The following is a 23,070-nucleotide window of genomic DNA, read 5'->3' as shown; positions in this document are numbered from 1 at the left end:
CTCAGTACGAGATGGTTCGTGGCGTCTTCTTGACTTCGGCGCCGGTCGCCCCCCCCCAGCCGCGTTGACCCTTCAGGCCACCGGCACGACCGGGGCAGTGATCCGGTCGGCGGCGCCTCCCTGGATGCGGTCCAGGGAGACGCCGATCGCCTCGTGGGGAACGCCGAGCGGCACCGCGCTGAGGGAGAGGTTGCGCGGGCCGATGATCGGGACGAGCGTGGCCACGGACCTGGCGGCGCGCTCGCGCACCCAGGCCACCGCCACCTGCGCGGGCGACACGCCGGTCTCCTCGGCGGTGGCAGGACGGTGTCGACGACGAAGGTCTTTTGGTCGGTGCTCTCGGTATGGATGACCACGCCCAGGTCGCTCAGGCGCCCCTCGGCGGAGCTGCGGTACTTGCCGGTGAGCAGTTCGCCGCCGAGCGGGGACCACAGGGCGGCGCCGAGTCCGAGGCTCTCGGCCATGGGCAGGATTTCGCGGTCGGCTGTGCGTTCGACGAGGCTGTACTCGTGCTGGATGCCGATGATCGGGGCCTGGTTCCTCAGATCGGCGAGGGTCACCGCGCGCGAGACGCGCCAGGCTGGGAAGTTGGACAGTGCGGCGTGGTGGATCTTGCCGGCGCTCACCAGGTCGTCGAGTCCGCGCAGGAGCGCCTCCATCGGAGTCAGCTCGTCGGGGAAGTGCACCCACAGCAGGTCGATGTAGTCGGTGCCCAGGCGCTTCAGGCCGGCCTCCACGGAGGCGACCATGTTCTTGCGGCTGTTGCCGGTCTTGGAGATATCCGGCTGCGGCGCGGCACCGAGGGAGAACTTGGTGGCCAGGACGAAGTGCTCGCGGTCGGCGGAGATCAGCTTTCCGGTCAGTTCCTCCGACTCGCCGAACTGGTAACCGTCCGCGCTGTCCAGGAAGGTGCCGCCGGCCTCGGCGAAGCGGTCGGAGATCCGCCGTGCCTCGTCCGGTTCGGCTCCGGCGCCCCAGCCAGTGCCGAAGTTCGCGGTGCCCAGCGCGTACTCGGACACACGCAGTCCGGTCCGGTGTCCAAAGGCCGTGTAGCGCATGAGATGTCCTTGCAGCAGGGGTGGGAAGGCGGTCGCACCGGAGCGGAGAGGTGAGCGTCAGCCCGCGTTCGGCCGGGGTGCCGCGGACAGGCCCTGCTTGACGTACCGGCTGGTCTCGTCGGCGAGAACCTCCGGCAGGCCGGTCTCGATGCCGTACAGGGCCTGGGCCGCGACGTCGGCGGCGGCGGCCTTCTGATCGGCGGGGATGAGGGCGGCCATGTCGGTGTCCATGTAGCCGACGTGCAGCGCCGAGACGGTGATGCCGCGCGGTGCCAGCTCCTCACGGGTCGCATCGCTCAGGGCCCAGGCGGCGGCCTTGAAGGCCGCGTAGGAACCGAGGCCGGCCGGGTGGAACCAGGACAGGGCGGACAGGACGTTGAGTACGGAGCCGCCGCCGTTGCCCTCGATGACGGGGGCGAAGGCCCGGGTGGCAGCGAGCGGGCCGAAGAAGTTGGTCTCCATCTCGCGACGCGCGTCGTCCAGGTCACCGCCGATCAGCGTCGCGCCGGTGGAGATGCCCGCGTTGTTGATCAGCAGGGTCGCATCGGAGGCGATGCGGGCGGCCTCCCGTATCGACTCCTGGTCCGTCACGTCGAGGCGCAGCGGGATGACGCCCGGTACGTCGACCGTCTCGGGGCGGCGGGCCGCCGCGTACACCTGGACACCGCCTCCCGGCTGTTCCGGGAACAGGGCGCCCAGGTCAGCGTCGCCGACCTGATGAAGGCAGCCGGTCTCACTCACGGCGCCTTCTACAAGCAGTTCGCCTCCAAGGAGGCGCTCGTCGACGAGGCCACCGCCCACGCCTTCGGCGAGCTCGCCCGGCGCTACGCCGCCGGGCTCGAGCGGCACGAAGGGCAGCGCGAGGCAGCCCAGCGGGCCCTGATCGACACCTACCTCTCCGTCGAACACCGCGACGCCCCGGCGGACGGCTGCCCGGTCGCCGCACTCGCCACGGACATCGCACGTGAAGGCGGGGGTCGTGAGGCCCGTCGCGTCTACACCGAGGGGGCGGCCGACTTCGCCGATTTCCTCGACAGCGACGAGCAGGACGGCATCGTCCGCCTCTGCACCCTGTTCGGTGCGCTGGTCCTGTCCCGGGCCACCAAGGGCTCCCCGCTCTCGGAGGAGATCCTCGCCGCCGCGCACGCAGCCTTGGCCGGGGGCGCGGCGGTCGAGTAGGTGATGCGGGGTGTACTCACCCAGGCTTCGACGGAGGAGTTCAACCTGCTGTACGGGGAGTTCGTGGCGGCGGGGAGCGGGATCGAGACGGTTGCGCGTGAGTGGATCTGTGACGAGTTCTGCTTCGTCGCGTCGGCATACGGGTTCATGGACGCGGACGCCTCGTTGAGGTGGCCTCCGCCCGGCCCTCCGGCGTGTCCAGGCGGGCGTCGGGCTGCGGCGCGGTGAACTCGATCCCGGCCCGGCCGGGGAAGTGGTTGTTCGCGGCCAGGGCTCAGCCCTGAGCCCGTCCGGCCGCCTCGATCAGGTGGCCGGCCGTGTGCAGCGCGGCATGCGCGGTGCGCAGCGGCAGGTCGACGCGGATCTCGACCGGCTGTCCGACCGAGAATTCAGGCAGCGCGTCGTTGCCGCAGGCCACGGCCAAGGCCAGCCCGGAGTCGTGGTCGCGTACGGGAGTGATCTCGTGGCCGTCCACCTACCCGCGGTCGGCGGGCGCGGCTGACCGCCGGCCCCGCGGCCGGAACAGCCGTCGGCGCGGGTCGCGCAACTTCCAGGTGAGCGGTGTGCCGCGCCGTCCCGGCGGCGCCTGGCTGATGCGTCAGGTGCGTCCGGTGCGGCGGGCGTAGGCGCGGGCGGCGCGGGCGCGGTCGCCGCAGCGGGTGGAGCACCAGTGGCGGCGGCCGTGGCGGAGCAGGTAGCGGTTGCATGGGGCGGAGGCGCAGGCGGTGAGACGCTCGGCGTCGGGGCCGGTGAGGAGGTCGGCGGCGTCGGCGGCCAGGGCCGCCAGGGCGTGGTCGACGAGTTCCGAGGTGGGATTGGACATGGCGCGGTAGGGGCCGCTCTTGTCGTCCCAGGCCAGCAGCGGGGCGGTGGGCACGCGGGTCAGGGTGTCGTTGATCGCGTTGACGGCGGCGGGCAGGGCGGGGAGCCCCGCGACACGGGACGCGAACAGCGCCCGGACCTGCTCGCGCAGGGAACGCAGCTGCGCGGCGCACATGTCGAGCATGCCCGCGTCGACCGGGGTGAGGCCCTGCTGCGTCAGCCACTGGTCGGCCCCGGCAGGCGTACCGAGCTGGTCGACGTAGCGCCCGCCCGGCAGCGCGACGGCGCTGTTGACCAAGGCGAGTGAGGGATGCTGCTCCGCCCCCGGCGCCGGCGGCAGCCCGGACCCGGTGATGACGCTCTCTTCCATACCCCTCATGGTACGACTCGTCCGCAACCGTGACTCACGGTTGAGCTTGCCATCATCCATGACACCCACTTATAGTCGCATCACGGTTCAAGTAAATCTATCCGTGAGGGCTTGTTGTGTCTGTTTCCCGTGCGACCACACAGTTCCCCGTCCGCGTCTTCGGTGGCCCCACGGCCCTGTTCGAATACGGCGGCCTGCGCTTTCTGACCGACCCCACCTTCGACGCCCCCCGCTCCTACCCCGCGCCCCCCGGTGCCCCGGCCCTGACCAAGACCGCCCCCTCCACCGGCACCCCCGAAGACGTCGGCCCCGTCGACGTCGTCCTGCTCTCCCACGACGAGCATGACGACAACCTCGACAACGCCGGCCGCGCCCTGCTCGCCGATATCCCGCTCACCCTCACCACCACCGGCGGCGGCGAACGCCTCGGCCAGAAGGCCACCGGTCTTGCCGACTGGGAGTCCATCGAGCTGGACCGCCCCGGCGGCGGCACGCTCACGGTGACCGCAGTCCCCGCCATCCACGGCCCCGGCACCCGCGAAGAAGTCGAACCGATCGCCGGACAGGTCATCGGCTTCATCCTGACCGGCGAGGACCTGCCCACCGTCTACGTCAGCGGCGACAACGCCTCCCTCGACGCCGTCCGCGAGATCGCCGAACGCTTCGCCCCCATCGACACCGCGATCCTCTTCGCCGGCGCACCCCGCTTCGCGGAGATCTTCGACGGCGGACTGATCGTCCTGGACAGCGCCCAGGCCGCCGAGGCCACCGAGACCCTGGGCGCCCGCCGCGTGGTGCCCGTCCACTTCGACAGTTGGTCGCACTTCACCGAGGGCCGCGACGAGCTGGAGGCCGCCTTCACCGCCGCGGGTCTGGCCGACCGCCTGCAGCTGAGCTGAGCGCAACCAGCCCTCTTCCCTTCCTGTGGGGGTGCCCGGCTCGCCGGGCACCCCCACAGGCCGCAAACGCCCTACCCCGCCCTCTCCTGCGGGCGCGTGTGAAGGCACAGCCCTGCATTCCCCGTCCACGTCCCGAAGCAGTCAGTCATTTTCCGCTCCCCGCCACTCACCGCCTCCGGCACCGGCCCGGCGAACACCCGCACGCAAAAGCGCGTCCCGGCCGTGCTGTTCGCCTCCCAAATCCTCAGCGGCCTGCTCACCGCAGGCTCCGCGCTGACCGCCGGACCCTGATCGGCACGTCTTGGGGCGTAGCGAGGCAGCTGCCGTGCTCGCTGGTGAAGGAGGTGCCGCATGCGGCGGTCAACGCCGCTTGCACGTCCTCGGCGCGGTGGAGACGCACAAGGCTCTCATTCAGCGGAAGGCCGGTGGGGCTCCGGGTGGAGGGCGCCTGAGCACCTGATTGGTCATTCACTGGTCCACTGGGGGCAACCACGCGGGCGGTGAGCGGGCGCGGTGGCCAGAAATCGGTCGTTGAGGGACAGACTCGGTGGTGAATTCGCGTGCGTTGTTCCCTTCGGGGTACTTCGTCGGCGCGCGTCTCCCCCCTCGCGCTCAGGAGGCACCCTCATGACGTTCAATCCGCTGGAGCAGCGGGGTATCCCGCTGGACCGTCAGCTGCGTAGCTGGCGTGAGCTGAACGTGGATCCGATCGACCCGGACCACTGTGACCCGTACACCCGGTGCCGGATCATCACGATGAACGGGATCGAGGTGGAGGCGATCATGTTCAGCCACCAGCTCGCCCGGCACACCGTGGACCCGGAGATCAAGCGGCAGCTGGCGCGCGTGCGCTACATCGAGGCGCAGCAGCAGAAGGTGGTGAACTGGCTGCTGCCGGGTGTCTCCTCGGTGCTGGAGACGACGATCGCGTACGAGCAGGTGGCGGTGGACCTGACGGCGTGGGTGGCGCGGATGGAGCCGGACCCGTACCTGAAGCAGGCGTACCAGTTCGGTGTGCTGGAGGACTTCGACCACCTGTACCGGTACGCGAACCTGTACGAGATGATCGAGCACCGCAAGGCGGAGTCGATCGTCGACGGCCTGACCGAGGTCATGCCCGGCCGGCCCACCAGGCTCCACCACCGTAATCCGGTCGACAACGTCCGCGACCCGTACGCCAAGGACCAGACCGACCCGCTGTCGAAGCTGCACGCGCTGACGGTCATGTCGGCGGAGCAGCAGACCATGAACTTCTACATGAACACCGGTCCCACCTACATGGAGCCGATCGCCCGTCAGCTCTACCAGGAGATCGGGCTGATCGAGGAGGAGCACGTCACCCACTACGAGTCCCTGGTGGACCCGGGTGAGACGTGGTGGGAGCAGCTGGTCAACCACGAGTACAACGAGTGCTACCTCTACCACTCCTTCATGGAGCAGGAGAGCGATCCCAAGGTCAAGGCGATCTGGGAACTGCACCTGAACATGGAGCTGGAGCACCTGCACGCCGCCTGCGACCTCATGCGCCGCCACGACGGCCGCGACCCCGCCTCGGTGCTCGCCCCCGAGCTGCCCAACGTGCTCACGTTCGAGCCGAACAAGGGCTACCTGCGGGAACTGCTCGACACCCAGATGGACCTCACGACGCTCGGGGCGGGTTACGTCCGCGAGGCGCACGAGCGGTTCGAACAGATGCAGGAGCAGATCCACGGCGGCGAGGCACCCCCGAGCGACCGGGTGATGACCGAGCACGACGAGATGTTCGGCCGCGAGTACCGCGTCCAGACCGAGGGCGAGCACCCCGATCCCTCCCAGCGCGAGAAGTAAGGAGGCCGGGATGTCCGAGCTGAAGACCCCGCACGCCGGGGACGACCAGGCCAAGGACGACGACGTCGTCGCCCTGCTGATGCGCCAGCACGGTGACATCCGCAATCTCTTCGACGAGGTCGAGGCGGCCGAGGGCGAGGAGCGCCGCGATGCCTTCCGCCGGCTGGTGCGCCTGCTGGCCGTGCACGAGACGGCCGAGGAAGAGGTCGTCCACCCCTTCGCCCGGAAGGGATTCCCCGGCGGCGAGCAGGTCGTGAAGGACCGTCTCGCCGAGGAGAAGGCGGCCAAGGAAACACTGGCCGCCCTCGACGAACTGGACACCGACGACCCGAAGTTCATGCCCCAGCTGCTCAAGCTCCGCAAAGACGTCCAGGAGCACGCGCGGGCCGAGGAACGCTACGAGTTCAGCCACATCCGCCGCAGCACCGACGCCGCCAACCTGGCCGCGATGGCCAAGGCCATCAAGGCCGCCGAGGCCATGGCACCCACCCGGCCCCACCCGGGCGTCGAATCCGGGGCCAAGAACATGGCCCTCGGGCCGGTCGCCGCCCTCATGGACCGCACCAAGGACGCCGTCCGCAAAGCCATGGGGAACTGAAACTCGTCCCCCTCCGGCTCACCCCCGGGGTCCGCCAAGCCGGACCCCGGGCACGTGGCAGGACACTGGCCGGTTGCACCAAGGGCGCCGTCGACGCCGTGATCCGCCCGGCTCAGGAAAGGGGAGTCGAGGGCTCAGGTGCGGTGGTCAGCTCCCCACTCGCTGGCGGGTCCTGCGCGCGTGGCGGACGAACACTTCACCGAGGGTGCCCGCGAACATGCCCAGCGAGCCCGCCACAAACAGCCACAGAGCGACTTTCTCGAGACTTGGAAACAGGAAACACACACTACCGACCAGAAATGCCGTGTTGCCGAAGCCGCCGATCACCAAGTGGATCAGCGGAAAGTCCTGGAGCAGGTATCGTTCGAATCGGGCCAACAAGCCGTCATTCCTTCCGGTCCTGGGTCGTCCAATGGCTGCACGAGCTACTGGGGTACCGCCCGAAGCGAGGCAGGAAACACCCCGTTGCCGTCTCGCCGACCGCCACTGAGTCACCACGGACTGCCTCCGTCCGTGGGCTTCTGTCTCCGGTCATGGCCGTCCTCGCCGTCGAGCGCAGCACATGGGCCAGGACAGAGACCGTGGACGACGACCAGGCGGTGGCCCGTCCCCACGCGGCTCGGGATCGGCGATGATTCCGTCCGGATGCCGCCGACAGCACCAGGGTGAGGTCAGATGGTGCAACGCCGCCTGGTGCTTTGACCGCACAAGCTCGCCGGGGTCGACGATCGAGAGCATGATGACGAGCGGTCGGCCTCCCCATCGGGTACGCGCCCGCCATGGGCCTTGGAGGGTTCGCATCGCCGGCTCAGCAGTAGGGTGAAACGGTGACCTCCTTACCGGAAAACTCGCCGCCGCTGATCGGCGAAGGCGACCGCAATACGGCCGTGCAGCGCCTGCAGGAGGCGTACGCCGAAGGGCTCATCTCCCATGAGGAGTTGGACAAGCGCCTTCACCAGGCGCTTACCGCCAAGGCGCACAACGAGCTCTCATTAGCTCTGGTCTCGCTCCCCGAGGAGCACCCCGGAAGCACGTCGACGATCGCGGCCGCCGGCGGACGGATCCAGCGGCGCGGCGCATGGCGGGTACCTCGATTCCTCAAGGTCGGGTCAGCATATGGAAGGGTGCGCCTGGATCTGTCCCGGGCGATCATCGAGCATTCGCTCGTCGACATCGAGCTGCAGCTCGGAACCGGCGGGGCCAAAATCACGGTGCCTCGTGACGCGGTGGTTGACGTCGAAGGTTTGAGCACTGGGTGGAAGGACCTGCGCTACAAGGTGCCTCGGCGTTCCCGGCCCGGCGGGCCAACGGTGCGAATCTCTGGAACCATGGGCTTCGGACGCTTGAAGATCCGCCACGCCCGGCGTTGAGGCCGCATCCGGCGCTTCGGCCCCGCCGACTGCGGGGCGCCTCAACGGACGACCGCACTGTCGATTCCCTACAGAGGGATCGTTCGCAATTCCGAATCGGCAGCCGAGTTGTCGTGGGGCGTCGGGCGGCCAATCGTTGGAAGCCACGAACGGCAGGACCATGAAAGCCACACCCGGCGCCCATGAGTGAGCGACCTTGCGAAGGGCTCGCCCGATCCCGAATAAGAGCCCAGCGAACCTTGAGCGTATGCCATCCTGCACTGAGACTCAGCTGGAGATGGGCTGCACGGACTGAGGCGCCAGCGCGGCAACAGTCCTCAGAAACGCATGCTGTTGCTCGCGTGCCTCGTGCGGAGTGCACGTTTGCGTCTGGACACCAAACGTCGCGTCACGAGCGGCCGTCGCCAACTCGAGAAGGCTGTCGTCCCGCGTGGACAGCCGCAGCCGGTTCATCGCGTAGTTCACCTGCGACCGAGAAGCCCAACTTTCCTTCCTGGCCTCTCTTTCCTGCTCAGGCGTCGTCTCGGCAGAGGAACGCAGGCTCGTCTCCCAGTACAACCGCCCTCTGTAGTCCGTCAACGCGTCGGCCAGCATGATCGCTGCCTCTCGAAGACGCTGCAGCCCGGCTTCCCGCTCGGCCCGGACCGATATCCACCGTTGCAACAGTCCCGTGGCGAGTACTCCCAGCAGCGTCCCCGCCACAGCCACCACACTCGCCCACATACCGTTCATGGCCCCCGCCCTTCAAGTGAGATACATGCACTGCCGTCCTACCCACACGATCAATCTTCAGCGGGTACAGCTGCGTGACCTCGAACGCACCCGCCGGTGGACGCCGACGAGGAACGCCGCGAAGCCGAACACCAACAAAACTCCAGCGCTGCGGGTCACACCGAGCAGGCCGGCCACGGAACGATTGCCTTCACCCGTCTACGTACCGGCCGACTCGGGGAGCAGCCGGATGAATGCGCTGTCGAGTCATGCTCAAGACCTAATCCGTAGTTATGAGCGATCCGTCGGAGCGGGTGTTCCTCGGAGCGTTCGAGTACCAGACTGTGACATCCAGAGGCAGCCGGGCCGACAAGGCCTCAACGTAGACCGGGTGCGCGGTCTGGTGCGAGTGGTGGTGGCAGTCACGCAGGCGCCGGACGGATGCCTCACGACCGCCGAGCCTTGACGCCTAGCTGTAGACCGTGCGTCGTCCGGCGCCCGCGCGACCGCCACCACCTTCGTCGGCGCCGGACGGATTCCTAAAGCCAGCCTGGTCCATGAGGCCTCGGCTGAGACCTGGTGCCGTCCGGCGTCGTCAATCCCAATCGCCTTGATCACTCGTTGGCTTTGGTGGTGCGAGCCCATCGCACGGTGACCTCTTGATATGCCCGAGCCGTCTGAGCTCCCGCATAGACCGAGGCCCGTGGGGTGCGCTGGTGCCACGAACGGCTAGTGAGGTGGCGGCCCGACCGCGATGCGGTCGAGGCCTGGGATTAGGTCGCTGCGTGGCCCGCATGCGCTCGTGACCAGCGCAAACACCGAACTCTGGGGAGGGAATCTTGATCTACTGCGGAATCGACTGGGCGGAACGAACCCACGATGTCGCCTTGGTCGACGACACCGGCCAGCTGCTGGCGAAGCGGCACATCACCGACGACGCAGCCGGCTACAGGGTCCTGCTGGAACTGCTCGTCGAGTATGGCGACATCGAGGAGTGTCCGATCCCGGTCGCGATCGAGACCTCCCGCGGCCTGCTCGTCGCGATCCTGCGGACCGGCACGCGCAAGGTGTTCGCGATCAATCCGATGGCCGCCGCCCGCTACCGCGACCGGCACAGCGTTTCCCGCAAGAAGTCCGACCCCGGCGACGCCCTGGTCCTGGCCAACATCCTCCGCACCGACATGCACGCCCACCGGCCCCTGCCCGACGACTCGGACCTCGGCCGCGCGATCACCGTCCTCGCCCGCGCCCAGCAGGACTCGCTGTGGAACCGCCAGCAGCTCGCCAACCAGCTCCGCTCCCTGCTGCGCGAGTACTACCCCGCTGCTCTGGCCGCCTTCGCCAACTGGACCAACGGCCTGTGTCGACCTGAGGCCCGCGAGCTCCTCAAGACCGCCCCGACCCCGGCCCGGGCCGCGCGGCTGAACCGCACCCAGATCCAGGCCGCGCTCAAGCGCGCGGGTCGCCAGCGCGGCATCGAGGCCGAGGCCGAGCGCCTCCGCGAGGTCTTCCGCGCGGAGTGGGCCCACCAGCCGCCGCTGGTCGAGGACGCGCTCGGCAAGCAGATGCTCGCCCTCCTCATCCAGCTGGACGCCGCCTGCACCGCCGCCGACCAGCTCGCCGAAGCGGTTGAAGAGGCCTTCCCGCAACACCCGGATGCTGAGATCCTGCTGAGCTTCCCCGGACTCGGCATCCAGCTCGCCGCCCGAGTGCTGGCCGAGATCGGCGACGACCGCGCCCGGTTCGCCGACGCCCGCGGACTCAAGGCATACGCCGGCTCCTCACCCATCACCCGCGCCTCCGGCAAGAAGTCCGCCATCACCAGACGCTGGGTGAAGAACGACCGGCTCAACCACGCCGGCTACCTCTGGGCCTTCGCCTCACTCCGGGCATCCACCGGAGCCAACGCCCACTACAGGCGCCGCCGCGAACAAGGCGACTGGCACGCGGCCGCCCAGCGCAACCTCTTCAACCGCATGATCGGACAGCTCTACCACTGCCTGCAGCACCGGCGATGCTTCGATGAGAGCCTGGCCTTTCCGGCGTCACCTGAAGCGACAGAAGCCGCTGCTGCATAGATCAACCGACTGGGTCGCAGCTCACTTAGGGATGACCAGCCCGCGGTCACGCAGCTGAGGCAGACAGATCTTCAGGCAGGCCTCCACCGAGGCCGCATCAGTGCGCACGAGCAGGTCCTCATAAAAGGGGCCGCCGTTCGCGACGAAGGTCCACGGCCGGACGCCATCACGCATGCGCTCCGCATCCGCCTTCAAGAGCACCGTGACACCCTGCTCGGCCAGCGCCTCCATCACGCGCACAACGTCGACCATCGTTCCAACCCACCCGTTCGAATAGGGAGGTCACGCTACACGGGCCAGGGGGGTGCGACTTGACGGCATAGCAACGTGAGGTGTCTGTGGATCGGCTCGGGAAGGACGTACCTTCCCGGGTGATCGATCGATAGGCCACCGAGCAAGGCCGGTGTTCGCGGCACTGGCCGGGAAGGCGCCTCCGTGCTCAGCGTAGTGAATGACGACGGCACCACCACCAACCGCTCCTACCCGATCGACGAGATCGCCCGGAAGGGCGCGCGAAGGCGCCTGGCCGCCGCGCTGGAAGCCGAAGTCAACGCGTATACGGCCCAGTTGGCGAGCGACTCCGACGATCGTGTCCAGCACCTGGAAGTGCGCAACGGCTGCCACCAGCCGGCAAGGTCACGACCGCGGCCGGCGTGGTCGAGGTGAAGGCGCCACGCGTGAACGGCAGGCGCATCGACGAGGCCACGGGCGAGCGCAATAGGCTCTCCTCCGCCACTCTGCCGCCGTGGTGCCGCAAGTCCCCCAAGATCAACAATCGGCTGCCGCGGCAGTGGTGGGCCGACCACACCGCGTTCACGAACGACGAGCTGTCCGAAGCCGACTACGTCTGCGTGTGGGCCGACGAAGTTTCCCAAGGAGGTGGAGAAGTTCACCGATGATCAAGGCGCGGGCGGCATGACCGCCACCGGCATGCGGCCGGCCACCGCCGCGGACGAAGAGTACTGCTTCCAACTGCACAAAGCCGCCATGGGCGCCTACATCACCCAGATCTGGGGCTGGGACGAAGACGTCCAACGCGACTTCCACGCCCGCGCGTTCAGCCCTGGGCGCTGGCAGATCATCACCGTCGACAGCGCCGATGCGGGCATGGACGTCCTCGCGGTCAACCAGCGAGCCCATGCCCTCTACCGGCGCATGGGTCTGCACGAAGTCGCCCGGCACGGCAAGAACGACATCAAGATCAGGATGTCAACCAAGCCGCCTCTGCGCGGTCCGAGTCACGGATCTTGACATTGACTTCTGCTGTCCGAGGCCCGCGCCCTGCACGAGCACGACCAGGGCCGTCGCCGGCGGGTTCAGAGCACCGCGGTGCCGACGGAGATCGCCTGCGGAGTTCTGGGGCCGGAGGGTGCGGTCGCGCCCTCTTTGAGTTCGCAGAGCACGACCGCGAAGTGAGTAAAGGCATCAGCCATTACTCGTGGCAGCCTCTCGATTCAGTGCGCCGCCCAGGCTCACAGCGTGAAGCACCGCGAAGAGGGGCGAAACAGGGTCTCGAGGGCGGGTCCGGCGCTGTCAGCGCCGGGGCAGGGCGAGCGCGCACAGGGCGAACACTATGGCGAATGCCGCCTGGACGAGCATGCAGATCGCCAGCGCGTTCGTGTAGGCCTGACCTGTCGGGGCTGTGGAGCCGGCCAGGGTCGCAGCGAGGAGACCTCCGGCAACGGCGACGCCGAGGCCCATCGCGGCTTGCTGTGTGGTTTGAAGCACGCCGGATGCTGCTCCCGCAGACGCCGGAGGGACCTCGGCGATCATCGCTCCGACGAGCGGCCCGAACATGAGGGCCTGACCGACACCGACTCCGACGAGGAGGGCGGCGAACGTCCACGAGTTCAGGCCGGCACCCTGGAGGAATGCGGAGACGGCTGTGATGCTCAGGAGTGCGGCTTGGGTGAGGCCGCCGATGGCGAGGAGCCTGCGGAACCCGAAACGGGGCGCGAGTTTTCCCGACCAGATCGACACCGTGAGGAAGCACAGGGAGAACGGCAGCAGCACGAGGGCCGCGTGCATGGGAGACCATCCGAGCCCGGTCTGCGTGGAGATCGCGTAGAGGAACGTGAACCCACCGAACGCGGACTGGAGCATCAACGCCATCACCAGCCCGATCCGGTAGGAGCTGAGTCGAAACAGGGGCGGCGGAACGAGCGGGACGCGGTCACTACGGTGCAGCCGCAACTGCCACCGCCAGAATCCTGCGAAGAGTACGGGCGTTGCCCCCAGCAGCACCCAGCACCAGACCGGCCAGCCCAGCGCGCCGCCCTGGGAGATCGGGATCATGAGTGCCAGCAGGGCGAGCCCGAGGAGTGTCGTCCCGATCAGGTCGAGCGATCGGTGGCCGGGCGCACTGGTATCGGGCAGCCAGCGCAGCGCAGCGCCGAACGCGATCACGCCCATGAGCACGCTCATAGCGAAGATCATTCGCCAGGGGGCACCGAGCAGGGGGACGGACAGCAGCACGCCGCCGAGGACCTGACCGATCGCCGTGGCCCCGCCCGCGGTCGCACCGAACAGCGCGACAGCCCGGGCACGTTCGGGCCCCTGGGTGGACGCCGTGATCGTCGCCAGCACCTGGGGAACCATGGCCGAAGCGGAGATCCCGGTGAGGGCCCGCGCGGCGATCAACACGGTGATGCTCGGGGCCAGGGTCGCGACCAGGGAGAACAGGGTGAACCCGGCCATACCGAGCAGGAAGAGTCGGCGTCGTCCGTACAGATCCCCGAGTCTGCCCCCGAGGACCATCGGAACGGCGAACCCCAGCGCATACACCGACACCACCAACGACTGCTCGGCAGCCGTGGCCCCCAAAGACGCACCGATGTCGGGCACGGCGATACCCGCCGCCGCGAAACTGACCACCGACAGCAGCAACGCCGACAGTGTCGTCAGGAGTCGGCCCGTCCCGAGCCCCGGAGTTGGAGGCTCGGGCAGGCCCAGTGCAGACGGCGGCGCGGCGCGGTCGTCCTTCCTACCAGGTTCGCCTGTAGGGGAAAGCGGACTGCCCTGCGGTGCAGAAGATGTGGTCATGCCGTCGATCATCGAGCGCCGCTTATCCTGGAACCAGAAGTCCATTTATGGGGGTACTGCCACCACCCGCATACCGGGGCTCTCCGTACGGGAGGACGAAGACATGACAGAGACCGGGCCCGCCGCGGTACGGCGCGAGGTCGGTGACTTCCTCCGCAGTCGGCGCGAACGAGTAACGCCGCAGCAGGTAGGCCTCCCGTCCACAGGGCGACGGCGGACGCCCGGGCTACGGCGCGAAGAGGTCGCCGTCCTCGCGGGGGTCGGCGTCACCTGGTACACGTGGCTCGAACAGGGTCGGCCCATCAACGTCAGCACGCATGTCCTGCAGGCGGTCGCCCGAGCCCTGCAACTGGATGACACCGAGAGGCGGCACCTGCACCAGCTCGCCGGATCGAGTACGCCGAAAGCCCAGCCCTCTGCCGAATGTGATCCGGGGCTCATCGCGGCGTTTCAGCCTGTCCTGGACAAGCTCGACCCGTTCCCCGCGTGCCTGCAAACCCCGCTGTTCGATGTGGTGGCATACAACCGTGCCTACCGGTTTCTGTTCACCGACATGGACCTCATCCCGCCGGATGAACGCAACTGCGCGGTGCAGTTCTTCACCGACCCTGACTGGCGCAGCCGCTACGTCGACGTTGACCTGGTTGCCGCCCGGATGGTCGCGAGATTGCGCGCCGAGGTCGGCGCCGACATCGGCGCCCCTGCCGCTGGCGGAATCGTTGACGACCTCCGGGAACGATCAGAGGATTTCGCCCGCCTGTGGGCTCGTCACGACGTGCTGCCCCGGCAGTACGAGACAAAACGCCTCGACAGTCCTCTTGTCGGGCAGCTCCGGCTGAACTTCGTCTCCACCGATGTTCCGGAGACGGGACACCGGATGACCGTGATGACGCCGGCCGATGAGTCCACCTCCCTACGTCTGACCCAGATGGCGGGCCTCACCGCCGCGACTACGCGGGCGTAGAACTGTAGAACTGGAGAAAATCGCCGCTCGGGGCGGCACCTCACGACTGCGGCAGGCGTGCACGGTTGCGGTGTTCGCTATGGTGGAACGGGTGCTTGGGAAGCAGGCACGCCCGCGGCGCACGCATGTATGTGTGCCGCGGACACTGTTTCCTCCAGGATCTCAGGGAGTCCGTAGCGTGAGCCACGAATGCCGGGATGCGGCGCCTGCCGGTCGCGTAGCGCCTCGTGTCACCGTGACGGTCAGGGGCGCCCAACGGGGTGGCGTCGAAGAGCGTAATCGCCGGCTGGCTCATGCCGGTGTCGCACGTGCCCAGGAGGTGCTCGTCGGCCGCTACCGGTTGGCCGGCCCGCAGGTCTCCTTCGAGTTGCTGCGCCAGACGTCGCAGCGGTTCAACATCAGGCTGCACACCCTGGCCGACGCTGTCACGCATATTCCCGGGCCCGGCGCCGGCGCGGCACAGTGGTTTCCCCGTCGAGCCCGTTACAGTCCGCCGCCGCTGACGGGCCTGGGGGTGGAGGGACCCGAACGCCGCCACCACGGGGCCGTACTGAGGGCTGCGATGCGGCGGATGCTGCACATCACCGACACCGGGATGGGCAACGTGCAGCTGGCGGAAAACGGGCTGCTACGCCTGGAGAAGCACACGGGTCTGAACCAGGAGTTCACCGACTTCTTCGCGTTCGTCCAGGACTCGACCACGGCCTGCGCGCAGGCAGCCCAGGAACGACGTCAAGTCACGGTGAAGGACGCGGCCGTCGCGGACATCTTCGACGACGACTCCCGCCACGCCATCCTGCAGACAGGCGCCCGGGGAGTCCACAGTCTGCCTCTGACCAGTCCGTCCGGGGCGGTGCTGGGCATGGTCTCCTCCCACCACGAACGGCCCCTGCCCGGCCTCAGCCAAGCCCAGCTCGATGCTCTGGACACCCTCGGAACGCAGATCGGCCGATGGCTGCTCTGGCACCGGCACACCGTTGTCCTGGACGCCCTCGAGCACCTCCACAGCATCAGCATCAGCGCCACAGCCCGCTGACCATTCCCGGCCAGAGCTCAGCTGCCCACACCCGATCCCCCGGGCAGGGTGCCCAGGGGGAACTTGGCCGACGTACGACGGCCCCGCCCCGGGGCATGACCGATACGGGGCCGTCCTCCCGACCCCCGTGACGGGAGGACGGCCCCGGCCTTTGCGGTGGCCGCCCGGTCAGTACAGCTTGTCGACGGCCGTGCTCGTGGTCTTCTTGAAGGCGGCCACGGGCGCGTTCCCGAAGTCGCCCATCTGTCCCCACTCCACGACGGTGACGGTCCTGCCGTCCCGCCCGACCGACAGCAGGGCGATGTCTGTGGCGCCCCAGGACGTCTCGGTGTGCAGGCCCCGGACGCGGGCGCCCTCCTCGACCGGCAGCTTGCCGTAGTCCCGGCCCTCGGCCTCGACGTCGGGCGAGGACTCCTCGATACGGTCGGCGCAGGTGCGGATCAGGTCGTCGTAGTGCTTCGCCAGGGCCTTGGCCTGGGCGGCTGTTCCCGTCACGACGGTCAACTGCACGGCGCTGGTCTCCAGGTCGGTCCGGAACTCCCGGTGCCGGTAGTCGTAGGCGGGCACGCCCTCCGTGCTCACACAGAGGCCGAGTTCCTCCGGAAACCCGTCGGTGACCGGCCCGGCGGTCCAGGACGACGTCGGATGCGGCGGCAGCTGGGACGCCGACAGGAACTTGGGCGTGGGAGCCTTCGGCGCGGCGCCGGCGGCCGGTGCTGTGAGGACCGCGCCCACCGCGAGGGCGGCGACGGTGAGTGCGGTGAGAGCGCTCGTTCGGACGCGCATGGACATGGGTGTTCCCCCGTGGATGAGTGCGTGGACGTGGATGCCGCGGCGAGGCCGGCTGGTCTGCCCGGGCCTGGTCGGTGCCGCACCAAGAGCATCAGCGTTCACAGCGGCCGGGCGCAACAGCCGACGGCCGATCGGGCACGGTGGAACCATCCCAGCCCGTCTGACGTGCAGGTACATGGGGTGCCTGGGATACCGTCCCGGGCCGGATGGGCTCGTACGAGGACGGGGGGAACCTGTGTCGGCACAGGACGACGGCGACGGCATCGACGAGGTGGCGGAGTTCGCGGTGCTGCTGCGGGCCCTGAAGGAGCACACGGACCGGAGCTATGGCTCGCTGGCCCGCCGCCTGGGCATGAACACCTCGACGCTGCATCGCTACTGCGCGGGCGACGCGGTACCGCTCGACTTCGCCCCCGTGGAACGCTTCGCGGCCCTGTGCGGGGCGACCTCGGAGCAACGTCTGGAACTTCACCGCCGCTGGCTCCTGGCAGTGGCAGCCCGCCACCGGCCACGTACGGCGGGGGCGGCGGCGAGCACGCCCGACGCCACGGCGGCACAAGCCGTGGACGACGCGGCGGACGGACCGGACCCAGCGGTGGAGGGCATCACCGAACCGAACACGGCGCCGAAGGCCGCCGGCGGCCGCCCGGTCGCCACGCCGGACACAGCGCCGAAGGCCAGCAGCAGCCCGGTCGCCGAAACGGGCCCTGCGCCCGGACCGCCGGGCGCGCCCCCGCTCCCGCGCCGCCCCTGGTACCGCCGTAGACGCCTCGCGGTCGCCCTGGTCTCCGTCTCTGCCGTGCTCGCGACTCTCGGGACCCTGTCCGGCCTGCCGGACGGGCGGCGGACGTCCGCCGACGGTCCTGCCCGGGCCGCCGGTCCGACGGCGTCCGGCCCAGCGGCGTCCGGCATGGCGGAGGCCACGGCGCCTGAGCGACGGGGCGCATCGCCCAGCCCGAGCGGCACCCGCACCTACGAGCGGCCTTCGGGTTCCGCCACCCCGAAGAAGACGCCGGACACCTCTCACCCGCCCGGCGTGACCTCCGGCCCGCCCCGCGGCGAACAGCCCGCCGGGCTGCCGCTCACCTGGTCCGTCAACCCCCACGCCTGGAAGCTCGGTTGTGGTCACGACTACGTCATCGCCAAGCCGCCGCACCAGGTCCCCCCTCCCCCTGCACCGCAGGACGCCGTGCCCTGGGCGGCGACGCAGAGCGCGGTGCACGGCGGCGAGACGCTCGTGCAGCTGTCGGTACAGGGGCGCAGCGACACGGCCGTCGTGCTGGAGGCGCTGCGGGTGCGCGTGGTCGGCCGTACGGCGCCGGCCGAGGGCAACGCCTACGCCATGGACCAGGGCTGCGGCGGCTCGATCACTCCCCGGTACTTCGCCGTGGACCTGGACAAGGACCGCCCCATCGCCCGCGCGGTCGCCGGGAACGATTCCGGCACGCCGATCCCGGCCGTGCGCATGCCCTACCGCGTCTCGGCAAAGGACCCCGAGGTGCTGCTGGTCACCGCCGAGACCAGTTCCTGCGACTGCCGCTGGTACCTGGAACTGGACTGGTCCTCCCAGGGCCGCAAGGGCACCGTGCGCATCGACGACGACGGCCGCCCTCTTCGCACCAGCGCCATCAAGGGCCTGCCCCGGTACACGTACGACACTCTGGAACACCAGTGGAGGCCCGACAGCTCGGACACGGCTTAGTGATCATTTCAGGATGAGGTTCGGAGTCGTCGCAAGCAGACGCCACGCTACCGCGCCGGGCATCGGGCCGGTCGAGTGGTCAAAGGTCCGCCGCGAGGAACGGTCGCAGCAGGATCAGCAGGGCGTCGGGACGGTCCAGGGATGATGTGGCCGCAGTCTTCGATGACGTGTCCTTCCAAGTCATCTGCTAAGAGCGTAGTTGGTGTTCGAGAGCGCGGCCCACTGGGTGAGCGCCGATCGTCATCGCGGGGACGGTCAACCGAGCCGAGTCCACTGCCGACCGGATGTGGCGGGCGGACACCGGCAGCGCCCGGTACGGGCCGAACGCGGCGCGCAGCGCGTCGCTCGGCGCGTAGGCCCGGACTGTCGGGGCGCGCACGTCCCGCGGCACCCCGCGGCCGAGCGTGCCGCGGTCGAGGAACCACTCCACGTACCGCTCCTCGTGCCCCGCCAGCACCGACTCCGCCAGCCCGGGCTCGCCGTGGAAGCCGAACCACCACGGCGGGCCGTCGGCGAGGAAGCCCTCGGCCCCGGGCAGCCGGCCCAGCGACTCCATGACCACCAACCGCCGTACGAGGTCGGGCCTACGCATGGCCAGCAGGAAGGCGGGCGGGGTGCCGACGTCGAAGCCCACCACTGGCTTCGTTGATCTCTAGGAACAGCGTTTGTCGACCGGTTCCGGAGGCGGTTGGTGATCACCCAGCTCGCGGATGTCGATGACAAATGACGGCACTGTCGTGTCTGGGGACACGGGACGGCCAGCCGCCCGACAGGGCGGCTGGCCGTCGAGGGTGGGAGTAGTGACAGAGGCCGACCGGAAGGGAGACCGGGGGCGGTTCAGGCCACGTAAGAATCTCGTTTATGGCGCCATGTCACGCAGATCTGGGCGGTTCCTCGGCAGTCCGAAGCCCGCCATCTCTTTTTCCTCGTAGGACAGGAAGCCCAGACTCCGGTAGAACGCGTGGTTGCGCTTGCCCTCCGGTGACGACTCGTGGTCCGTGGACAGGAGGAAGAAGCGGCAGTGCGAGTAGCGCGGCATGAGGTCCTCGATCAAGGCCCGGCCGATGCCTTGCCGGTGATACGCAGGGTTGACCACGACGTCCTGGACGTAACAGATGTGCTCGTCGTCAGAGATGGTCCGGGCCAGTCCGAGGAGCGTTCCTGAACCGTCTCGTGCCGTGATGACGAGGTGCGAGTTCAGCAGGCCGCGGCAGAGCTTGTCGACGTCGCTGGTGTAGCCCTCCCAGCCGACCGAGTCGTAGAGGCTGAGCATCTCCTCATGATCGAAAGCTTCCTCTTTCGCTATGAACACACCAAAACCCCTATGCAGCGGACTGCTTCTGATTACGAACTCGACACCGCATCTGACTTCACGCTCGTCAAGCACGTCAAGATCGGCAGCCATCGAACTCAGCCGGCTTTGGCGGGTTCCTCGGCTCGTGCGCGGGTGCTGGCGAGGCGATAGGAGTCTGTTTCGGTCTCGATGATGGTGCCGTTGAAGGTGAGGCGGTCAACGATGGCCGCGCAGAGGCGGGGATCGGCGAAGGTCTTGGTCCAGCCGCCGAAGGACTCGTTCGAGGCGATGGCGACGCTGTTCTTCTCCTCGCGTTCCGTCAGGACTTGGAAGAGGAGTTCGGCGCCGCGTCGGTCGAGTTCCATGTAGCCGAGCTCGTCGATGCAGAGGAGGTCGACGCGGCCGTAGCGGGCGATGGTCTTATTCAGTTGCTTCTCGTCGGCCGCTTCGACCAGCTCATTCACCAGCTTCGTGGCCAGCGTGTAGCGGACGCGGTAGCCCTTCATGGCTGCTTCGGTGCCCAGGGCGATGAGCATGTGGGACTTGCCGGTGCCGGAGTCGCCGATCAGGCAGAGTGGCTGGCTCTTCTTGATCCATTCGCAGCTGGCGAGGGTGTGGATGGTGGCGGCGTCGATGTTGGGGTTCGCGTCGAAGTCGAAGGCCCGCAGCGACTTCTCCCGCGGGAATCCGGCCGCCTTGATCCGCCGCTCCGAACGGCGACGGGACCGGTCGTCGCCCTCGGTCATCAGCAACTCAGCGAGGAAGCCTCGATAGGCCATCTGGTCCTTCATCGCCCGGTCGGCGATGTCGGAGAACTCGTTGCGAATCGACGGCAACCGCAGAAGCCGACAGGCGCTGTCGATGGCGGCGTCGGCGGCCTGCTCGGTCAAGCCTCGCTGGCGGGGCAGGGTCACTGTGCTTCTCCCTCACGGTGGTCGCCGCCGCTGGTGCGACGGCGTCGGAGCAATTGGTCATAGGGGGCCACCGAGGGCAGCGGCCTGGTGTCCGCAGGAAGGTGCGCGAGCCGCCACTCGTGCAGGGACGTCACCGTCGCCGACGATTCGCCGGAAACCAGCCGGTCCGCTGCAGGGGCGGGCTCGGTCTCCGCCTGGGCGGCCTTGCGTGCTTCCAGAGCGACCGCGTCCGCGGTCATCGCCCCGGCCCGCAGGGCCGCAGCCAGGCCGGCGACGACATGCTCATGGGCCAGATGACGCCCCAGCAGAAGCACCTCGATCAAAGCCCGGGTGCCGTCCCGGTCACCATGTATCTTCCGGGCCTGATCCCACCAGGCGTCGTGAACCGGGGTGAACCTGCCTGCCGAGCGGGCCTGTTGCAGTGCTGTGGAGCCAGGGAAGGCGCCCGGCTTGCGAACCAGGACTTCCAGGTAGTGGTCCAAGTCCAAGCGGACGGCGCCCTTCGCGATCAGCCGTTCGTGCCGGGCAACTTCCACGTTCTGGTCGTAAACCACCAGGTGAGAGGCGTGAAGTACGACGCGCACGCGTTTGCCGATCAGCCGGATCGGGACCGAGTAGCGGTTGGTGCGGACCGGGATCTGGCCGTAGCGGTCGACCCGCGGGGTGAACAGCCGGCCCGTCTCGAACGGTTCCTCGGGCAGCGGCATCAGCAGCGGTTGTTCGAGGCGAAGTACTCCGCGACCGTCTTGGGCCTGGAGCCGATGCGGCGGGCGTCGTCCTGCCGGTCCCACTGCTCGACCATCTCATTCAGCTCGGCGAGCGAGGAGACCTCGGGGACGGGGACGAAGTGGTTGCGGCGGAAGTAACCGATCATCCCTTCGACTCCGCCCTTCTCGTGGGCGCCTTCGACGCCGGGTCGGCAGCAGAAGCTGTCGATGCCGAAGTGCGAGCGGAAGGCGATCCACCGGTCGGCCTCAACTCTTCCGCGGCTCTGCCCCAGCACCCTGGCGACGGCGGCCTTCAGGTTGTCGTAGCGGACCTTCGTCCTCGGCACCCCGCCCAGCGTCCGCAATACATGAACGTGGCCTTCGAAGAACGCTTCCTGTCCGCAGGAGGCGAACACGCGGTGGACGGCCTTGCCCGAGTACGACAACCGGAAGGAGAAGAGGTAGCAGGTCACCAGCTCGCCGCCCAGGCGCACCGTCACGTCACCGAAGTCGACCTCCGCTTCATGACCGGGCAGGTGCGTCTGCGGGACGAATGCTTCCAACGGAGCCTTGCCGGACTCGACCAGGATCTCGGGCTTCCGGCCGGCGATGTAGTAGCGCACCACCCCATAGGAGACGTCCGCCCCGTGCTCCTCGATCAGCCGGTGAAAGATCCGGGTGACCGTGTGCCGCTGCTTGCGCGGCGCGTCCAGATCCGCCCGCAGGATCCCGTCGATCACCGGCTTGTACGGGTCCAGCGTGGTGGCTCGGGGAGGCAGCTTCTTACGAGGCTCCGGCCAGGACGAGTCCAACGCCTTCCGTACCGTCCGCCACGTCACGCCGTGCTTGCGCTCAAGCTCCCGCATCGACATGCCGCCGCGATGGTCGCGCCGGATCGCCGCGTACAGCTCGACCTTCGACATTTGCGGCATGACCAGGACCTTTCACCAGGAGCATCCCGATGCTGCCCTGGCAAGAACCCCAGTGCCTCCCGAACTCATCAACATCACCCGACCGTGGTTCTGGGCGCCTCCCAAACCCGTCGACAAGTGACGTCGCTACTGCTCGATAAAGCCACCACCACGGCCGCGGAGGGGGCGCCGAGCACTTCCAGCAGGCCTTCGGCGTCATCGGCCAGCGTCCCGGCGTCGTAGCCCTCCGCGGGCCGGGCGCTGTCGCCGAAGCCCCGCAGATCCGGTGCGATCACCCGGTAGCGGGTGGCCAGTTCGCCGATGGCATGGCTCCACACCCGCCAGGTGTGCGGGAAGCCGTGCAGCAGCAGGACAGCGGGCCCTTGCCCTGCCGTCGCCACGTTGAGCTCGACGCCGTTTGGCCGTGACTCGGCGCGACCCGACCTCGGGGTGAGACTCGGGATGAGAGGGATCGGCGGGCAGGGGGACGGCTCTGGCGGTCAAGGTGCTGGCGGAGGCCTCCCCGCAGGAGGTGCGTTTCGCGGAACTGCAGCGCCGGATGCCCGGGATCTCACAGAAGATGCTCTCGGTGACACTGCAGAACCTGGTGCGCGACGGCCTGGTCACACGCCGCGTCGAGCCGACAGTTCCGCCCCGCGTGCACTACCGGATCACCGAACTCGGCCTGTCACTCGAGGTCGCGCTCGCCGGCGTCCGCGCCTGGGCCGAAGAGCACATGGCCGAGGTCGACCGGGCAAACGAGTTGAGCTGAGCCACTGTGTGGCTCCTGCCGGAG

Annotated in this window: 23 protein-coding genes and 6 pseudogenes; 14 read left to right on the top strand and 15 right to left on the bottom strand. The window is 68.7% G+C overall.

What is annotated here, in order from left to right; translation table 11 throughout:
* Positions 1-72: 72 nt before the first annotated feature.
* From RI578_RS38760 to RI578_RS38750, 3 genes and pseudogenes are all read right to left on the bottom strand, one after another.
* Positions 73-279: a hypothetical protein gene (locus tag RI578_RS38760; RefSeq protein WP_310875477.1), complete on the bottom strand. Its 207-nt coding sequence runs from the start codon at positions 277-279 to the stop codon at positions 73-75.
* Positions 280-440: 161 nt separating this feature from the next.
* Positions 441-1,058 (bottom strand): annotated as a pseudogene (locus RI578_RS38755) (aldo/keto reductase); the annotation flags it as partial.
* A 57-nt stretch (positions 1,059-1,115) separates the two neighbouring features.
* Positions 1,116-1,757 carry an SDR family oxidoreductase gene (locus RI578_RS38750; RefSeq protein WP_310875977.1) on the bottom strand — a complete coding sequence of 214 codons (642 nt, stop codon included), beginning with the start codon at positions 1,755-1,757 and terminating at the stop codon, positions 1,116-1,118.
* Between the two features lie 18 nt (positions 1,758-1,775).
* Between RI578_RS38750 and RI578_RS38745 the strand changes: the two genes are divergently transcribed.
* Together RI578_RS38745 and RI578_RS38740 are read left to right on the top strand one after the other, a co-directional pair.
* A complete protein-coding gene (locus RI578_RS38745) occupies positions 1,776-2,237 on the top strand; it encodes a TetR/AcrR family transcriptional regulator (protein ID WP_310875476.1) in 462 nt (153 codons plus the stop codon).
* Positions 2,238-2,249: 12 nt separating this feature from the next.
* Positions 2,250-2,465: pseudogene (locus RI578_RS38740) on the top strand (DUF5713 family protein); the annotation flags it as partial.
* A 46-nt stretch (positions 2,466-2,511) separates the two neighbouring features.
* Here the strand turns inward: RI578_RS38740 and RI578_RS38735 are convergent.
* The gene (locus tag RI578_RS38735; RefSeq protein ID WP_310875475.1) at positions 2,512-2,712 is read right to left on the bottom strand and encodes a hypothetical protein; all 201 of its coding nucleotides are present in this window, start codon (positions 2,710-2,712) and stop codon (positions 2,512-2,514) included.
* A gap of 123 nt (positions 2,713-2,835) precedes the next feature.
* Positions 2,836-3,429, bottom strand: a complete 594-nt coding sequence (locus RI578_RS38730) for a CGNR zinc finger domain-containing protein (RefSeq protein WP_399062870.1) — start codon at positions 3,427-3,429, stop codon at positions 2,836-2,838.
* A gap of 116 nt (positions 3,430-3,545) precedes the next feature.
* On the opposite strand from RI578_RS38730, the gene RI578_RS38725 reads away from it, so the two are divergent.
* The 3 genes from RI578_RS38725 to RI578_RS38715 all read left to right on the top strand — a co-directional run bounded on the left by RI578_RS38725 (position 3,546) and on the right by RI578_RS38715 (position 6,753).
* On the top strand, positions 3,546-4,328 hold the full coding sequence (locus tag RI578_RS38725; protein ID WP_310875473.1) for an MBL fold metallo-hydrolase: 783 nt from the start codon (positions 3,546-3,548) through the stop codon (positions 4,326-4,328).
* 627 nt (positions 4,329-4,955) lie between these two features.
* Positions 4,956-6,155 carry a hypothetical protein gene (locus RI578_RS38720; protein ID WP_310869917.1) on the top strand — a complete coding sequence of 400 codons (1,200 nt, stop codon included), beginning with the start codon at positions 4,956-4,958 and terminating at the stop codon, positions 6,153-6,155.
* Between the two features lie 10 nt (positions 6,156-6,165).
* Complete coding sequence (locus tag RI578_RS38715; protein WP_310875472.1) at positions 6,166-6,753, top strand: hemerythrin domain-containing protein; 588 nt, start codon at positions 6,166-6,168, stop codon at positions 6,751-6,753.
* Between the two features lie 147 nt (positions 6,754-6,900).
* On the opposite strand, the gene RI578_RS38710 is transcribed toward RI578_RS38715, so the two are convergent.
* Positions 6,901-7,131, bottom strand: coding sequence for a YrhK family protein (locus RI578_RS38710; RefSeq protein WP_310875471.1), 231 nt, complete (start codon positions 7,129-7,131; stop codon positions 6,901-6,903).
* A 449-nt stretch (positions 7,132-7,580) separates the two neighbouring features.
* Between RI578_RS38710 and RI578_RS38705 the strand changes: the two genes are divergently transcribed.
* The gene (locus tag RI578_RS38705; protein ID WP_310875470.1) at positions 7,581-8,123 is read left to right on the top strand and encodes a DUF1707 domain-containing protein; all 543 of its coding nucleotides are present in this window, start codon (positions 7,581-7,583) and stop codon (positions 8,121-8,123) included.
* A 267-nt stretch (positions 8,124-8,390) separates the two neighbouring features.
* Here RI578_RS38705 and RI578_RS38700 read toward each other — a convergent pair whose 3' ends face one another.
* Positions 8,391-8,855, bottom strand: coding sequence for a pRL2-23 (locus RI578_RS38700; protein ID WP_310875469.1), 465 nt, complete (start codon positions 8,853-8,855; stop codon positions 8,391-8,393).
* An 818-nt stretch (positions 8,856-9,673) separates the two neighbouring features.
* On the opposite strand from RI578_RS38700, the gene RI578_RS38695 reads away from it, so the two are divergent.
* Positions 9,674-10,912, top strand: a complete 1,239-nt coding sequence (locus tag RI578_RS38695) for an IS110 family transposase (protein WP_310875468.1) — start codon at positions 9,674-9,676, stop codon at positions 10,910-10,912.
* 21 nt (positions 10,913-10,933) lie between these two features.
* On the opposite strand, the gene RI578_RS38690 is transcribed toward RI578_RS38695, so the two are convergent.
* The gene (locus RI578_RS38690) at positions 10,934-11,164 is read right to left on the bottom strand and encodes a hypothetical protein (RefSeq protein WP_310872074.1); all 231 of its coding nucleotides are present in this window, start codon (positions 11,162-11,164) and stop codon (positions 10,934-10,936) included.
* Positions 11,165-11,347: 183 nt separating this feature from the next.
* Between RI578_RS38690 and RI578_RS38685 the strand changes: the two genes are divergently transcribed.
* From RI578_RS38685 to RI578_RS38675, 3 genes are read left to right on the top strand one after another with little or no spacing between them, the layout of a single operon-like run.
* Complete coding sequence (locus RI578_RS38685) at positions 11,348-11,578, top strand: hypothetical protein (protein ID WP_310875467.1); 231 nt, start codon at positions 11,348-11,350, stop codon at positions 11,576-11,578.
* Complete coding sequence (locus tag RI578_RS38680) at positions 11,566-11,811, top strand: hypothetical protein (protein WP_310875466.1); 246 nt, start codon at positions 11,566-11,568, stop codon at positions 11,809-11,811. The genes RI578_RS38685 and RI578_RS38680 overlap by 13 nt, the downstream gene beginning before the upstream one ends.
* Positions 11,792-12,163: a hypothetical protein gene (locus RI578_RS38675; RefSeq protein ID WP_310875465.1), complete on the top strand. Its 372-nt coding sequence runs from the start codon at positions 11,792-11,794 to the stop codon at positions 12,161-12,163. The genes RI578_RS38680 and RI578_RS38675 overlap by 20 nt, the downstream gene beginning before the upstream one ends.
* A gap of 282 nt (positions 12,164-12,445) precedes the next feature.
* Here the strand turns inward: RI578_RS38675 and RI578_RS38670 are convergent, their stop codons facing one another.
* Positions 12,446-13,798, bottom strand: a complete 1,353-nt coding sequence (locus RI578_RS38670; protein ID WP_310875464.1) for an MFS transporter — start codon at positions 13,796-13,798, stop codon at positions 12,446-12,448.
* Positions 13,799-13,952: 154 nt separating this feature from the next.
* On the opposite strand from RI578_RS38670, the gene RI578_RS38665 reads away from it, so the two are divergent.
* Complete coding sequence (locus tag RI578_RS38665) at positions 13,953-14,918, top strand: helix-turn-helix transcriptional regulator (protein WP_310875463.1); 966 nt, start codon at positions 13,953-13,955, stop codon at positions 14,916-14,918.
* Between the two features lie 319 nt (positions 14,919-15,237).
* On the top strand, positions 15,238-15,954 hold the full coding sequence (locus RI578_RS38660) for a GAF domain-containing protein (protein WP_399062862.1): 717 nt from the start codon (positions 15,238-15,240) through the stop codon (positions 15,952-15,954).
* A gap of 168 nt (positions 15,955-16,122) precedes the next feature.
* Here the strand turns inward: RI578_RS38660 and RI578_RS38655 are convergent, their stop codons facing one another.
* Positions 16,123-16,746 (bottom strand): hypothetical protein, encoded by a 624-nt coding sequence (locus RI578_RS38655; RefSeq protein ID WP_310875461.1) that lies wholly within the window; start codon positions 16,744-16,746, stop codon positions 16,123-16,125.
* A 175-nt stretch (positions 16,747-16,921) separates the two neighbouring features.
* Between RI578_RS38655 and RI578_RS38650 the strand changes: the two genes are divergently transcribed.
* Positions 16,922-18,448 (top strand): helix-turn-helix domain-containing protein, encoded by a 1,527-nt coding sequence (locus RI578_RS38650; protein WP_310875460.1) that lies wholly within the window; start codon positions 16,922-16,924, stop codon positions 18,446-18,448.
* A gap of 79 nt (positions 18,449-18,527) precedes the next feature.
* Here the strand turns inward: RI578_RS38650 and RI578_RS38645 are convergent.
* The 5 genes and pseudogenes from RI578_RS38645 to RI578_RS38625 all read right to left on the bottom strand — a co-directional run.
* Positions 18,528-19,085: pseudogene (locus RI578_RS38645) on the bottom strand (alpha/beta fold hydrolase); the annotation flags it as partial.
* Between the two features lie 222 nt (positions 19,086-19,307).
* Complete coding sequence (locus tag RI578_RS38640; RefSeq protein WP_310875459.1) at positions 19,308-19,721, bottom strand: GNAT family N-acetyltransferase; 414 nt, start codon at positions 19,719-19,721, stop codon at positions 19,308-19,310.
* A gap of 137 nt (positions 19,722-19,858) precedes the next feature.
* On the bottom strand, positions 19,859-20,656 hold the full coding sequence (gene istB / locus RI578_RS38635; RefSeq protein ID WP_310875458.1) for an IS21-like element helper ATPase IstB: 798 nt from the start codon (positions 20,654-20,656) through the stop codon (positions 19,859-19,861).
* Positions 20,653-22,286, bottom strand: a pseudogene (gene istA / locus RI578_RS38630) (IS21 family transposase). Before istA ends, istB begins: the two are co-directional and overlap by 4 nt.
* A gap of 155 nt (positions 22,287-22,441) precedes the next feature.
* Positions 22,442-22,757 (bottom strand): annotated as a pseudogene (locus tag RI578_RS38625) (alpha/beta fold hydrolase); the annotation flags it as partial.
* A 4-nt stretch (positions 22,758-22,761) separates the two neighbouring features.
* Between RI578_RS38625 and RI578_RS38620 the strand changes: the two are divergent.
* Positions 22,762-23,046: pseudogene (locus RI578_RS38620) on the top strand (winged helix-turn-helix transcriptional regulator); the annotation flags it as partial.
* Positions 23,047-23,070 lie beyond the last annotated feature (24 nt).

It is taken from the genome of Streptomyces sp. BB1-1-1, from assembly GCF_031597775.1.
Taxonomy (GTDB): Bacteria; Actinomycetota; Actinomycetes; order Streptomycetales; family Streptomycetaceae; genus Streptomyces; species Streptomyces thinghirensis.
Note: the sequence above shows the minus strand (reverse complement) of the source record. Positions and strands in the feature narration are given on the sequence as shown.